This is a genomic window from Falsochrobactrum shanghaiense, assembly GCF_003149535.1.
GTDB lineage: Bacteria > Pseudomonadota > Alphaproteobacteria > Rhizobiales > Rhizobiaceae > Brucella > Brucella shanghaiense.
In genome coordinates this window covers 577,863-591,374 of the sequence record NZ_QGDB01000002.1, presented here as the reverse complement: position 1 = coordinate 591,374, position 13,512 = coordinate 577,863, and the positions used below count along the sequence as shown (strand labels likewise).

Here is a 13,512-nt window from a genome sequence, read left to right as displayed (position 1 = left end):
CTTGGAGGGGTGGCCGAGCGGTTTAAGGCACCGGTCTTGAAAACCGGCGTGCAGGAGACTGTACCGTGGGTTCGAATCCCACCCCCTCCGCCATTTTCTCATTCATCCCTATTTGCCGATGACCGCCTAAGTACGCGAATTCATACGGAAAATTTAACCGCGTCAGCCCGCCGCTGTTCGTTGCCAACCGCCTGCAACCACGATATTATGTGGGGAACGGTGTGGGGACATTCCCAAGTGTGGGGAAGGGCAGCCCCAAAGTGTGGGGAAGCGGGCATGGGAAAACTGACAGCGAACGAAGTTAAGGCGGCGCTGACGAAGCCGGGAACCTATGGTGACGGCGACGGCCTTTTCCTGAAAGTGAGCAAGGGCGGCGGCGCAAGCTGGCTCTTGCGTGTCCAGCACGAGGGCAAGCGCCGGGATATAGGATTGGGCAGCGCCAAGCTCGTCACGCTGGCAGCGGCGCGGGCAAAGGCCGCAGAGGCCCGCAAGGCAACCCGCGAAGAGGGACGCGACCTTGTTGCCGAGAAGCGGAAGGTCAAGGCGGAAGCCGTCACCTTCCGGGAAGCCGCTTTGTCCTACATCGAGACGCACAAGGACCAATGGGCCAACGCCAAGCATGGCGATCAATGGATCAGTACACTCGAAACCTACGCATTCCCCTCTCTTGGTTCCAAGCCGGTTGGCAGCATTGCGGCTGGTGACATTATCACGGCGATTTCCGAGGTGTGGACGGCCAAGCCCGAAACCGGGCGGCGTGTGCGTCAGAGAATATGCACCGTATTGGACTATGCTCATGCTCGCGGCTGGCAGACCACCGAAGCCCCCACTCGCTCTCTGGCGGCAGGCAAGGGCCTGCCCAAACAATCAGGTGGCAAGCACCACCCCGCCATGCCCTATGCCGAGGTTTCGGCCTTCCTGACCCGGCTCCGGGCAAGCGGCGGGGTATGGGGAAGGCTGGCATTGGAATTCGCCATCCTGACCGCCGCCCGCTCGCAGGAAGTACGGCTTGCGACATGGAATGAGTTCGACCTTGAAAGCGGCCTCTGGACGGTGCCAGCCAAGCACATGAAGATGAAGCGTGAGCATATCGTGCCGCTATCTGCGGAAGCTCTGGCCGTGCTGCGAAGTGCTGCGGCTGTCCGGCTGACGACAACCGATCTTGTCTTCCCCGGTTCGAACGGTGGCGTCATGTCCGACATGACCTTGTTGGCCGTCCTTCGCCGCATGAAAGAACCAGTAACGGTGCATGGCTTCCGCTCCTCATTCCGCACATGGGTAGCAGAGACCACGAATTTCCCCGGAGAGGTGGCGGAAGCGGCATTGGCGCACCAGAACCCCAACGAAATTGAACGCGCCTATCAGCGAGGCGGCTTGCTCGACAAGCGCCGAAAGCTGATGCAGGCATGGGGCGCTTATTGCGCCAGCGACATGACGCTGACCAAGATCGTGCCGATCAGGCGGGCGCAGGTGGTTTAAATGGATAACCGTGCAGCCATAAGCGACGCCTAAAATATGGAAAATTCTTTTTCTATTTCGAATTTTCCTGTCGCCTCAATTTCATTTATGTATTTCTTCATGATTTTTGTATTAATTTCATTAAAATAATCAAAATTGTTGTTGTGAACCAGCGCCTCTACCGCCCGGAAGCAAACAAGATGGATTTTCTTATCAAGAGACCCGTCCGCCATTTCAATGGCAGTCGCTTTGTGACCATCATTGCGACTGATACTTAATAGCATGCCTGATGTAGTTGCTTGATGAATACCATCAATGAAAATCTGCATCTCTGATGGATTGTGAGCGATGTAATTCAGAATTAGAGAGCCGCATCTATTGGCATTTTCTTTGCTCATCGGTTTCCAACGCGGAAAATGTAAATCTCTCATGAACAAGCCGGGGTCTCTGATGTACCCGTTTAATATCTCTCTATTCTTCTGGCGCGCTTCGTTTGCGCTCTGCTTCGCTTTAGACAAGAGAAAAAAGCAGGCAATCCAGACCAGCAAGGACAGCCCAAATGTTGGAAGTGTCAGCACAAGGGCTATTACAAGCGAAATTATCCATACCATATTTTGTTTCAATCCCCCCGATAAGCGGTCTTTTTCAACGCACGATTTCATGGTGAGCTAATGTGAATGGGCAATGAGAGCGGCCAAATAACCCATGCCAGTTCCAGCATTCGCATTCTATAGCCCCGACGCTTAACACCTGATTATCTGAATTTAAGATAACTGAAAATCAGATATAAATGAAAACCCCATCTGGAATCAGGTGGGGCAACCCGTGGTAAAAACACTCGGAACAGAGCGGCACAAGGAGCTAATAGCGTTATTGATCGAGAAGCGAGAGGCCGCCGATCTAACGCAAAGCGAATTGGCTGCGCAGCTGGGGGAGTACCAATCGTTTGTTGCTCGCATGGAGAGCGGCCAACGTCGTGTTGACGTAGTGGAGTTCCTAGAACTGTCAGAGATATTGGGATTCGATGCGGCATCTGCGGTGCACCGCATTCAGAAATTAAAAGGTTGATGAGCAAATTGGGGCGGTACTGATTGCCCGCTCTCCCTCAAGTGACGCACAGGAACCAAGGAAAAAATTCAGAATATAAAATAATAATATTTAATATTTAAAATATATTATTGATTTAATTTGGAAAGTGACGCCTATCACCCGCGCCCAATTAGGCTTGCAACCCCGACCAGCCGCCAAATCGGGTGCTAATCATCGTGCCAGCGTCGAAAAAAGCGGTATTATTATTTTACGCAAACGCGGATACTTCAAATTATCAACCGACAATCAGATAAAAAATAAATACATTTTATATTAAATTATTTTTATATTTTTCACTGGTTCCCGCCCCGTTCTCCACTCCCGGCTTTACCGCCCCGGCTCCTCGCTGCGCTCGGACCGATGGGGAGCCTTCGTTCCGAACGGGGCGGGAACCAGAAAAGGGAAGAGGGTAGGTTATTTAATTAAAAACATTACATTAAATCCTATAGTAGATTTTCTACGCTATATTTTTCGCATACTGAAAATGCTCATACCTGTTGACGTGGCCCGTGTCTGGGCCTCTGGCCCTACACTTCGGAGACCCCCCCGGTCTCTTACACCAACACATGGGCTGACGCCCCCCATGGTTCTAACCATAGGAGCAAGCACCCATGTCCTCTACCTCTGTCCTTTCGTCCGCATCGAACGCCACCATCAACGTGTTCGATACCGTCAGCAACACCGCCATCGCAGCGACCAAGGTCATCAACGGCATTTCCACCGGTGCCGATATGTTCGAGCGCATGATGAACGACATGGACCAGCGCCATGCAATGCGGTCCAAGCTGGACAATGCGAATTACGAGAGAGAACTGCTTTCTTCGTATGCCGAGAAGATCAGCAGCCGGGAAAGCGCATATCAGCGCAAGATGGCGGAAGACCCGATTTTCGCAAAGCTCTTTGCGGAAAATTATACGGAGCTAAAAGCTCTGCTCAATCCTTCGGCATCTGAATAATATCGAAAACCCTTATCGGAGAAATCCGGTTTGGGTTATTTATCTCAGATAGAAAATAATCTCGTCCATTTCGTCAGACCGCAATTTTACACCCTGCCGGACTTTATCCAGCAACCGCAAAATACGGCTGTTTTCCGTGATGACTTTTAGCTGTTCCTCAGCTTCGGCGGAACGGTCGCCATGCTTCCAAGCATTTCGGTTACCTTTAGGTGCGCCGGAATTGGTGCCGCCGTGCATCCGGCATCGCCGCTTGCCTCTGACAGCAGGAGACCGGCATTCAGCACCAGATCGCGTTTTCGCTCCACAACGCGGCGCGTTGGCGAGATTTTCCGGTTGCATGGGATTGTTCGTTAAATCTTCCAACAGAGCAGTTCCTTCCTTGGTTCAAGGCTATCAGAAGGAACAGGTTTGAACTTTCCCTGCCCCTTCCGGAATTGCCGCCACAAACGCCACACCGCAACAACGCCTGAAATCCTTGGGGTTTCAGCCTTTCGGTTCCGCAACATCTGCATCGTTGCCGCTACATATCGGCAAAGTGGCTTCATCCGCCACATCGGAAGTCTCTGTTTTAGCTAGGCTTTCCTGACTTGTGGCGTCTGTTGCGCTTGTTGCGTCTGTTTCAAGAGGAGGGAGGTAGCATTTCCATGCATCATGGAATGATTCACGCGTGTAGCCCTTCACCGGCGAACCGCCTGATATTCGCATGTTCGAAGAACGAATATCATATTCGCCCAGCATCTTAGCCAGTATGCGGGCATCCAGCTTCTTGCGTCCGAGATCACCCCAAGGGGCTTCCTCATCAGCCAGCAACTTGTCCAGCAGATCGGCGGTCGAAATCCGATCCTTGCTACCGAAGCAGGCCCGAATATCAGCCAGCAGCCGAACACCAAGCGAAGGCTTATTATTGGCCTTCGCTGACTGCACCGCCTCTGTTGCTGCTTGCCGAGCTAAAGCGGGCCAATCGCCACCGGCAAGGTCTGCCACTGCGACCAGCGGTTCCCAGACATCTGCATCCCTATTGGTAATGCCATCTGGCAGCGAAGGCTCGCTTCCTTCTGCCAAGACAATAACGCCTGCCGCCCATGCAGCCAGTTCGTCACGCAGGACACCGGCAGACGGTTCGTGCAGGCGAGGTCGGAAATGTTCTACTTCCTCACCCGGTCCTCGTTTCCTCATTCTGATAATGACCGACCGGCCCATGATCGTATCTGGTAGATTGCCGAGACCGCTGAGAGCAACCGCTGCATAGATTGGGAAATCTTGAGTGAGAACCTTACCTTTTTCCGTGAAGCAACGGCCTACCGTTACCCCCTGTCTATACCCGGCGTTGAACATGCCGCGTAAATCCTCGTTGCCCCTCGCGTTGGGGCCGAAGATTGTGTCAATCTCATCATAAAGGATTGTGGGCCGGTTATTTTGGTCGGCTACCTTGCGCAATATGTAAGCCGCCGAGGAGTTCACCGAATGAGCCGGATTAGGCACAAGCAGCGCCGTGATTTCCAGCACCCGAGATTTTCCGCTTCCCTGCTCTGGGGACAAGACCGCAAGGCGCGGCGTTGTGAACCACGCATTCATGAGATGCGTGTGGGCCATCCACAGCACATGCGCGATGCTCGCCGTTTCAGACGGGTAGCATATGAAGCGACGGGCATAGGCGTGGACACGGTTCAGCAGGTCCGCACCGTCGATGTTGACGACACCGGAGGCATCCCCTTCTGGCGTAACCTCCTCTTTCGTGTTAGGTGAAAATGCCGGGTCGTAAGCTTTGGCATTATCAGGGCCGGTGGCTGGTAGCGCAGCACCGGCTTTTTCGTCTGGGTCCATGCCGCTCATGCTGCATCACCGCGTTCAATCAGCGCCTTGATGCTCTCCACCTTGACCAGCCGCCGTGAGCCGATCCGCATGGACAAGATTTGCCCCTTGGCAAGCATGTCGTAGATTTTCGTCCGTCCGACGCCGAGCATTTTTGCCGCATCGAGGACTGAACATAGCTTTTGATTATTCATGGTCTTTCTTCCTCAGTTTATAGTGGGTCCGCTTTAACGTGGCGTACAGCGGACAAGGACGAATTCGCATGAATCAGTATAAATGTCACTAAGAATCAATAGAAATTGCACAAAAATTAGAATATTATTCGAATAATACTCAGTAAATCATAATAATATTTTGGCGTCGTATTATAATATGATTTTATCACGCATTGACGGAAAATAAGAGGGAAATATTTACTAAATACAATCTATAATATATTAATTAATATTATACGTTGATTTTTCTAAATCAACTTTCGCGGTGTTCTGCCTACGTCGGTTTACGTCCATCTTGATTTTTGGAGCCAGAGAAATCGGTGCGATGGTTTCCGAACTTCCGAAGCGCGCCTACACGCTTACCGTTGCGTCACGATGGGCGACATTTTCAGAAAGTGTGGGGAGGAATGTTGGGAAGAATTTTTCAAGTTTTAAATTTGATAATTATATCAATTGCTTAATTGTATAGTTTAGTTCCCACCCTCGCCATTTGCATTTATAAACCATTGAAATCATTGATAAAATAAAGTTCAGTTGTAGCGCGTCGCTGATTTTCAGATTTTTTACATTGATATTTAGAGCAACCGACCGTGTGCCTTGATTTTGGCTGACATAACCTTCTGTCGTGGCGCTTTCGCTATAAGGCTTTGATTTTCCGCAGCTTTTGCCGACTCCCCACAAAATCCGGCTTGCTGCCATATGATCTTGCGGGTTACAGGCGGGGCGCAAAGTCAAGCGAATAAAATTACAGGTGAATTATCGGTCTAGATTAATCTAGTAATTTCAATGCGGTACAGAATTATCCGCATCGGAAAACTGGAGCGGGCGAAGGGATTCGAACCCTCGACCCCAACCTTGGCAAGGTTGTGCTCTACCCCTGAGCTACACCCGCTCGCGCCAGTCGTTTCCATCAGGCAGGCGCTATATGTACCAATGATTTCAGGAATGCAACAGGGAATTTCATGTTTTAGCCAGGATTATTTCCGGGATTAATGGCGTTCTGCGTGGCTATGGCGGGAAAGGCTGACGAGTGACGCCATTGCGGCAAAACCGGCGGCGATCAGCAACATCCGCGGGATACCGGCTATCCCGGAACTTGCCAGCAGGAAGGCAGTCAGAGCCGCGCCAAGGGATTGTCCCAGAAGTCGCGCGGTTCCGAGCAGGCCGCTGGCAGCGCCGCTGCGTGAACGCGGTGCAGACGTGATGATCATCCGGTTATTGGGGGCTTGAAACAGCCCAAACCCGATGCCGCATAAAGCCATCCGCCAGCAAATATCCTCAACAGTGGGATGGGTGGGCAGCAGGCCCAGCATAGCAAGGCCGATGGCAAAAATAATCAGCCCGAGAAGACCGAGGATTGCCGGAGAATATTTATCGGAAAGCCTGCCCGATAAAGGGGCGACGATTGCAAGCGCTATCGGCCAGGGCATCATGAGCAGCCCCACGGCAATCGGTTCAAAGCCATAGACGCTCTGAAACAGGAATGGCAGTGAGATGAACGCCATCATCTGGGCCAGAAAGGATATGATCGAGGTGCAAAGGGACAGGCTGAATGCAGGGATTCGCAGCAGGTCCAGCGGCAGGAGCGGGTCCATCCGGCGCGAGGAGCGGCGAATCAGGAAAAATGCAGCGATCACGCATCCTGCTACCTGCAAAAGTAAGGGTGCAGGGGGAAGGCCGTTGCCTGCTCCGTCTATCGCGGTAATCAGCAATCCAATTGTCATTGCGGTTAAAATGGCGCTTAAAATGTCAAAGCGCCGGGATGAGCGTTCGTTGTCGGGCAGGCTTTTAAGACCCATCGCGACCGTCAGCACGCCGAGAGGTATATTGATGACAAAGAGCCATGGCCAGCTGGCAACATGAAGAACGAAACCGGCAAGTGTCGGGCCGACACTGGCCGAGAAGGCGACAAACAGCGCATTGAGCCCAATTGCCGTTCCGAATTTAGCTTGCGGCACCGTGTAGCGCAGAAGCGCGGTATTGACGCTCATCAGTCCGGCCGCCCCAAAACCCTGAATAATACGAGCAGCCGTCAGCATTTCCAGCGACCCGGAAAAGGCACAGGCTATAGATGCGAGCGTAAAGAGTGAAACGCCGAGAAGATAAACGCGACGATAGCTGTAAATTTCGCCCAGGGCCGCGAATGGAAGCAGGCTGATGACGATTGCAAGCTGATAGCCGTTAACGATCCAGACCGAGGCTGCGGGTCCTGCGGCGAAATCAGCCGCGATCGTGGGCAGGGCGACATTGGCAATCGTGCCATCGAGCACGGCAAGCGTCAGTCCGAGCATAAGCGTTGCCCAGGCTCGATAAAGGCGAGGGGCGGATAACCCATCAGGCGCTACGAATACGGAAGCTTTGGACGTTGATTGAGAGGTCATGATTACAGTTCGCTGCCGGGAAAAATCCAATGAAGTAAAGAGGTGCGTGAAAAATCTCTATCTATTGGTTAGCTGTTCTTCGCAGCAAATACCAACAATTGACCGATCAAATTTTCATTATCAAGAAGATGGGGCAGGGTTGGCCGATAAATGCACCAAACAAGGCCCGAAGGAAGATGCGTGAGGGCGAATATTAATGCAACTGCGGCTTTTCTTTGCTCGCCCGCTGCCTCTATGATTGTCAGAATCGCAGCTGATCTGGATCGTGGCGCGCGATCTGACCGTTAACCGTAAGGACTATAGAAACCATGGGGAACTTGCTCAAGGCCGGGCTGCTGACAATAACGATGCTGGCTTCGATCAACGGCGCTTTCGCCAAGGACACATTGATTGTAGGCGAGGTGCTTGAGCCGCCGGGGCTGGACCCGACAGCAAATGCCGCGGCAGGCATCAGGCAGGTTACTTATGCCAATCTCTATGAAGGTCTGGTGCGTATTGTCGAGGATGGCACCGTAAAGCCGCACCTCGCCGCAAGCTGGGCTGTTTCGGATGATCAGCTGACCTATACATTCAGGCTCCATGAAGGGGTAAAATTCCATGATGGGACACCCTTCGATTGCTCGGTTGTGAAATTTTCCTACGAGCGCGCGACAGCACCTGATTCCACGAATGCGCAAAAAGGTCTGTTCGAGCCGATCGCCAGAACCGAATGTCCCGATCCGCAGACGGCGGTTGTGACGCTGAAACGCCCGAGCTCGAATTTCCTGTTCAATATGGGGTGGGGGGATGCGGTGATGATCGCACCCGATTCGGCCGCCACAAACCGGACAAAGCCGGTTGGAACAGGTCCGTTCCGGTTCAAGCGCTGGGTGCAGGGTGATCGCGTCGAGCTTGAGCGCAATCCCGATTACTGGGGCGAGCCTGCAAGGCTTTCTGCCGTCACCTTTCGTTTTGTGAGCGATCCATCGGCGGCTGCGGCAGCAATTCTTGCGGGGGATATTGACGCATTTCCAATGTTTCAGGCCCCCGAACTCATCAATCGCTTCAAGAGCGAAGATGAACTTGACGTCGAGATAGGTGATACGGCTGGCAAGGTTCTGCTCTCGCTCAACAATGCGAGAAAGCCGTTTGACGATGTCAGGGTACGCCGCGCACTCGCGCATGCCATTGACAGCAAGGCGCTGATCGAAGGCATTTATTCGGGCTTCGGCACGCCGATTGGCTCCCATTATGCGCCGGTCGATCCCGGTTATGTCGATCTGTCGGAAACCTATCCCTATGATCCCGCCAAGGCGATGCAGCTTCTGGAAGAGGCGGGCGTTCCGGCGGGTACGCAGATCACCATTACGCTGCCGCCTCCGGTCTATGCACGCCGGGGCGGCGAGATCATTGCGGCCATGCTGGCTGAGGTCGGCATTCAGGCAAATCTGGTGCCGATTGAGTTTGCCCAATGGCTGGATCAGGTGTTCACGCGTTCCGATTTCGATGCAACCATCATTGCCCATACGGAGGCGCGCGATCTCGATATCTATGCCCGCGATAAATATTATTTCAATTACCGGAGTCCTGAATATAAAGCGCTTTACAAATCCTATTCAGAAGCGGCCAGTGAGACGGAACAGCTCGAACTTGTGAAGGAATTGCAGGAGAAGCTGGCTCAGGACGAGCCGAATATCTTCCTCTTCGCGCTGCCGAAGATTGGCGTTTGGAACAAGAACATCAAAGGCCTATGGAAAAATATGCCTATTCCCGCAGACGATCTGACCCAAGCTTACTGGGAGAATTGATCAAGCCTGCAAAGAGGCGGGCGCTTTGCGAAAAAATGCTGCATGGCAGTGATGCAATGCGGAATGGAGGGCGGATCCATTCAGGGAGGACGTTATGCTGCTTTACATAGCCGGGCGAGTGGTTTCGCTCCTGCTGACGACGCTTGCGGCCTCCATCGTCGTCTTTTTGCTGATGCAGGTTTTGCCCGGCGATCCGGCAGCGGTGATCCTCGGGATCAATGCGCAGCCTGAAACGCTGGCCGCATTGCATAAGCAGCTTGGCCTCGATCAACCGCTCTGGTGGCGCTATCTGCACTGGATCGGCGGCTTTTTTGTCGGGGATTTTGGCACCAGCTATACCTATTCCGTACCGATCCGCGAGTTGCTGGGGCCGCGTATCATGGTCACGCTGCCGCTGGCCCTTTTATCGATGGCGATCTCTATTCTGGTCGCCATTCCGATTGGCGTTTACGCGGCAGCCCGCCGCGGGCAGGCAGGCGATGTGCTTTCCATGGGCATGGCACAGGTGGGAATAGCGATTCCGAATTTCTGGCTCGGGCTGCTGCTTATTCTTTTTTTCGCATTGCAGCTTGGCTGGTTCCCGGCCTCGGGTTTTGCAGGTTGGGAAAATGGCTTCTGGAACGGCATTCGTTCATTGTTCTTGCCCGCATTGGCGCTGGCCTTGCCTCTTGCAGCCATTCTCGCCCGAATTACGCGTTCGGCGGTCATCGAGACACTGGGGGAGGATTTCATCCGCACCGCGCGCGCCAAGGGGCTGACGCAGCAGGCTGCGCTCTGGCGCCATGCGGTGCCCAATGCGCTGATTCCGATTGTAACGATCATTGGGCTGCAATTCTCGTTTTTGCTTGCGGGAACCATCATCATCGAGAATGTCTTCAATCTCCCCGGTCTTGGGCGGCTGGTGTTTCAGGCAATCGCGCAGCGCGATCTGGTCACGGTGCAATCGCTGGTGACGCTGCTGGCCGCAGCGGTGATCGCGGTCAATTTTCTCGTTGATCTGCTCTATGGCCTCATCGATCCGCGCCTTTCAGGCGGGAGCAGCCGATGAGCGTCACGCAGTTGCTGCCAAAGCCGGGTCTTTTGAAAACACTCCTGATGAGCCGCAGCCTGTGTGCGGGCCTTGCCATAACCATGATCTTCGTGGTCATGGCGCTCGGTTCCTTTGTCTGGACGCCGTTTTCTCCGACGGCGATGAATTTCCGCGACAAATTGCAGGGGCCTAGTGTCACACATTTCTTCGGGACCGATAATTACGGACGCGACGTCTTTTCGATGATCATGGCTGGCGCGCGCAATTCCATCGCCGTGTCGCTTATTGCCGTGCTTGTGGGCGCGGGAATAGGCATTCCGCTGGGCGTCTTTGCTTCAGCACGCGGCGGGCTGGACGATGGCATTGTCATGCGTATGACCGATCTGGCCTTCGCATTTCCAGCACTTCTTACCGCCGTCATCATTACCGCCATATTCGGCCCCGGCGCGGTGAATGCGATGATCGCCATCGGCATTTTCAACATACCGGTTTTTGCACGGCTGACGCGCGGTGCGTCACTTGGCTTGTGGAAGCGCGAATATGTGCAGGCCGCGCGATGTGCGGGGCGGGGCGATATTTCGATCGCGCTGTTGCATATATTGCCCAATATCAATCATGTGCTCATCGTCCAGGCAACGATCCAGTTTGCGCTGGCGATTGTCGCCGAAGCGGGGCTTTCCTATGTCGGACTGGGGACACAGCCGCCAATGCCAAGCTGGGGCAAGATGCTCAATGATGCGCAGACATTCATATATCAGGCGCCGTGGCTTGCGATCTTCCCCGGTATTGCCATCACGCTGGCGGTTCTCGGCCTGAACATGCTGGGTGACGGCTTGCGCGATGTGCTCGATCCGCGCGTCAGGAGACGCAGATGAGCGCACCCTTGCTTGAAATGACGCAGATGTTCGTTGAACTGCCGCTCGGTTTTGAGACGGCGGAAATTCTCGCCGACATCACGCTGACGCTTGATCGCGGTGAACGCCTTGGCATCGTGGGCGAATCTGGCAGCGGCAAGACCGTCATGGCGCTTGCGGCAATGGGATTGCTGCCCGACCGGATGCGACTTCGCGGCATGTTGCGCCTTGCGGACGAGGATATTGCCGCGATGCCCGAAAGGCAATTATGCAGGATGCGGGGACGACGCATGGCGATGATCTTTCAGGAACCGATGACGGCGCTTAATCCCATCAAGCCCATCGGTGCGCAGATTGCCGAAGGCCGCAGGCTGCATCTAGGAGAAAACCGTGCCGATGCGGAGCGCAAGGCCCGCGCCTTGCTTGACCGGGTGGGTTTGTCCGCACCGCGTTTCAGCCTCGATCTTTACCCCCATCAGCTTTCGGGCGGACAGCGCCAGCGTGTCATGATCGCGATTGCCATCGCTTGCGAGCCGGGCCTGCTGATAGCCGACGAGCCGACCACGGCGCTTGATGTGACCGTGCAGGCGCAGATACTCGATCTGATCGATGAACTGGTCGATGAAACGGGAATGGCGCTGATGCTCATCACCCACGATCTTGGCGTGGTGTCCGAAATGACTGACCGTATCGCCGTCATGTATGCAGGCCGCATTGTCGAAACAGGCTCTACCGAGGCCGTTTTTCGCCGTATGGCGCATCCATATGCGCGCGGCTTGTTTGCAGCCTCGCCGCATATTGCGGCACTGGCTTCCAGTCGTTCAGGCCATCGCCAGCGCCTGGCTTCTATTCCGGGCGCGGTTCCCGATCCGCTGGAGCGCCCGCCTTATTGCAGCTTTGCCGAGCGCTGCGCATTCGTGCAGAATGATTGCCGTCAGGCAATACCGCCGCTCGATATGCTCGATAGCGGAAACGGACACCCGCATCGGGCTGCCTGTTTTCATCCGCAGGATGGCGAGGTCATTTTATGAGGCCAGCCATTTTACAGGTGCGAAATGTGGTTTGCGAATATGATCTGGCGCGCGCATCGCTGCTTTCAAGGCCAAAAAGGCTGCGCGTGCTTGATGGCATCAGCATCGAGATCGAAGCGGGACAAAGCCTTGGCATCGTTGGTGAGAGCGGTTCGGGAAAATCCACGCTGGCGCGCACCATAATGGGGCTTGAAAGGCCGCAATCGGGGCAGGTTGTGATCAATGGGCAGGATATTTATGCCCTCGACAGGGCAGGCTTGCGCGAGGCGCGCAAGGGCTTTCAGGCAATTTTTCAGGATCCTTACGGTTCGCTCGATCCGCGGCACACGGTCAGGCGCATCATTGCCGAACCGATCACCTCGCTGGAGCGCGCCACAAGCGCCAGCGAACGCGACAAGCGTGTGATCGAAGTTCTGGAAGCCGTTGGCCTGCCAGTTGCGTCTGCGGAAAAATATCCGCATGAATTTTCCGGGGGTCAGCGTCAGCGTATCGCGATTGCGCGTGCATTGATCACGCGACCCGCGCTGATCGTCGCCGACGAGCCTGTTTCCGCGCTCGATGTTTCCATTCAGGCGCAGGTTTTGAACCTGATGATGGACTTGCAGGAAAAATTCGGCCTGTCCTATCTTTTTATCAGCCATGACCTTGGTGTGGTGCGGGCAATTACTGACCGTGTGGCTGTTCTTTATCAGGGGCACATCGTGGAGGAGGGGCCGACCCACGAAGTGTTCGATCATCCGCGACATGCTTATACGCAAGCTTTGCTGGATGCGATGCCAAAGCCCTTTTCAGGACGCCGCAAACGAGCAAGTCATCCCCTGATGGACCCAAAGGCATAAATCGGGTTATTGAATGCGAAACGAATCCGGGGCAGGGTGAGGCTTGAGTGCCTCACTATA

General features: G+C 54.2%; 14 protein-coding genes and 2 tRNA genes. 9 read left to right on the top strand and 7 right to left on the bottom strand.

What is annotated here, in order from left to right; genetic code table 11:
• The first annotated feature begins 3 nt into the window (after positions 1–3).
• Positions 4–93 (top strand) — tRNA-Ser (locus tag DKP76_RS06605).
• Positions 94–276: 183 nt separating this feature from the next.
• The gene (locus DKP76_RS06600; RefSeq protein ID WP_158279422.1) at positions 277–1,479 is read left to right on the top strand and encodes a tyrosine-type recombinase/integrase; all 1,203 of its coding nucleotides are present in this window, start codon (positions 277–279) and stop codon (positions 1,477–1,479) included.
• Positions 1,480–1,508: 29 nt separating this feature from the next.
• Here the strand turns inward: DKP76_RS06600 and DKP76_RS06595 are convergent, their stop codons facing one another.
• Entirely contained in the window at positions 1,509–2,069 is a 561-nt protein-coding gene (locus tag DKP76_RS06595; RefSeq protein WP_109705634.1) for a hypothetical protein, read from the bottom strand.
• A gap of 214 nt (positions 2,070–2,283) precedes the next feature.
• On the opposite strand from DKP76_RS06595, the gene DKP76_RS06590 reads away from it, so the two are divergent.
• Both DKP76_RS06590 and DKP76_RS06585 read left to right on the top strand, forming a co-directional pair.
• Positions 2,284–2,526: a helix-turn-helix domain-containing protein gene (locus tag DKP76_RS06590; protein WP_109705878.1), complete on the top strand. Its 243-nt coding sequence runs from the start codon at positions 2,284–2,286 to the stop codon at positions 2,524–2,526.
• A gap of 632 nt (positions 2,527–3,158) precedes the next feature.
• Positions 3,159–3,503: a hypothetical protein gene (locus DKP76_RS06585; RefSeq protein ID WP_109705633.1), complete on the top strand. Its 345-nt coding sequence runs from the start codon at positions 3,159–3,161 to the stop codon at positions 3,501–3,503.
• Positions 3,504–3,542: 39 nt separating this feature from the next.
• Here the strand turns inward: DKP76_RS06585 and DKP76_RS06580 are convergent, their stop codons facing one another.
• The 6 genes from DKP76_RS06580 to DKP76_RS06560 form a co-directional block, all read right to left on the bottom strand.
• Positions 3,543–3,866: an HGGxSTG domain-containing protein gene (locus DKP76_RS06580; RefSeq protein WP_245410160.1), complete on the bottom strand. Its 324-nt coding sequence runs from the start codon at positions 3,864–3,866 to the stop codon at positions 3,543–3,545.
• A 120-nt stretch (positions 3,867–3,986) separates the two neighbouring features.
• Entirely contained in the window at positions 3,987–5,336 is a 1,350-nt protein-coding gene (locus DKP76_RS06575; protein WP_199224762.1) for a DUF3631 domain-containing protein, read from the bottom strand.
• Positions 5,333–5,509 (bottom strand): helix-turn-helix domain-containing protein, encoded by a 177-nt coding sequence (locus DKP76_RS06570; protein ID WP_109705631.1) that lies wholly within the window; start codon positions 5,507–5,509, stop codon positions 5,333–5,335. The genes DKP76_RS06575 and DKP76_RS06570 overlap by 4 nt, the downstream gene beginning before the upstream one ends.
• 465 nt (positions 5,510–5,974) lie before the next feature.
• A complete protein-coding gene (locus DKP76_RS18985; RefSeq protein WP_146198907.1) occupies positions 5,975–6,229 on the bottom strand; it encodes a hypothetical protein in 255 nt (84 codons plus the stop codon).
• A gap of 118 nt (positions 6,230–6,347) precedes the next feature.
• Positions 6,348–6,422, bottom strand: a tRNA-Gly gene (locus DKP76_RS06565).
• A gap of 97 nt (positions 6,423–6,519) precedes the next feature.
• Positions 6,520–7,911: an MFS transporter gene (locus tag DKP76_RS06560; RefSeq protein ID WP_245410159.1), complete on the bottom strand. Its 1,392-nt coding sequence runs from the start codon at positions 7,909–7,911 to the stop codon at positions 6,520–6,522.
• Positions 7,912–8,219: 308 nt separating this feature from the next.
• On the opposite strand from DKP76_RS06560, the gene DKP76_RS06555 reads away from it, so the two are divergent.
• From DKP76_RS06555 to DKP76_RS06535, 5 genes are all read left to right on the top strand, one after another.
• A complete protein-coding gene (locus DKP76_RS06555) occupies positions 8,220–9,698 on the top strand; it encodes an ABC transporter substrate-binding protein (RefSeq protein WP_109705629.1) in 1,479 nt (492 codons plus the stop codon).
• Positions 9,699–9,792: 94 nt separating this feature from the next.
• Entirely contained in the window at positions 9,793–10,746 is a 954-nt protein-coding gene (locus DKP76_RS06550) for an ABC transporter permease (protein WP_109705628.1), read from the top strand.
• The gene (locus DKP76_RS06545; protein WP_109705627.1) at positions 10,743–11,603 is read left to right on the top strand and encodes an ABC transporter permease; all 861 of its coding nucleotides are present in this window, start codon (positions 10,743–10,745) and stop codon (positions 11,601–11,603) included. The genes DKP76_RS06550 and DKP76_RS06545 overlap by 4 nt, the downstream gene beginning before the upstream one ends.
• Positions 11,600–12,613, top strand: coding sequence for an ABC transporter ATP-binding protein (locus tag DKP76_RS06540; RefSeq protein WP_109705626.1), 1,014 nt, complete (start codon positions 11,600–11,602; stop codon positions 12,611–12,613). The genes DKP76_RS06545 and DKP76_RS06540 overlap by 4 nt, the downstream gene beginning before the upstream one ends.
• Entirely contained in the window at positions 12,610–13,452 is an 843-nt protein-coding gene (locus tag DKP76_RS06535; RefSeq protein ID WP_109705625.1) for an ATP-binding cassette domain-containing protein, read from the top strand. The genes DKP76_RS06540 and DKP76_RS06535 overlap by 4 nt, the downstream gene beginning before the upstream one ends.
• The last annotated feature ends 60 nt before the right edge of the window (positions 13,453–13,512 follow it).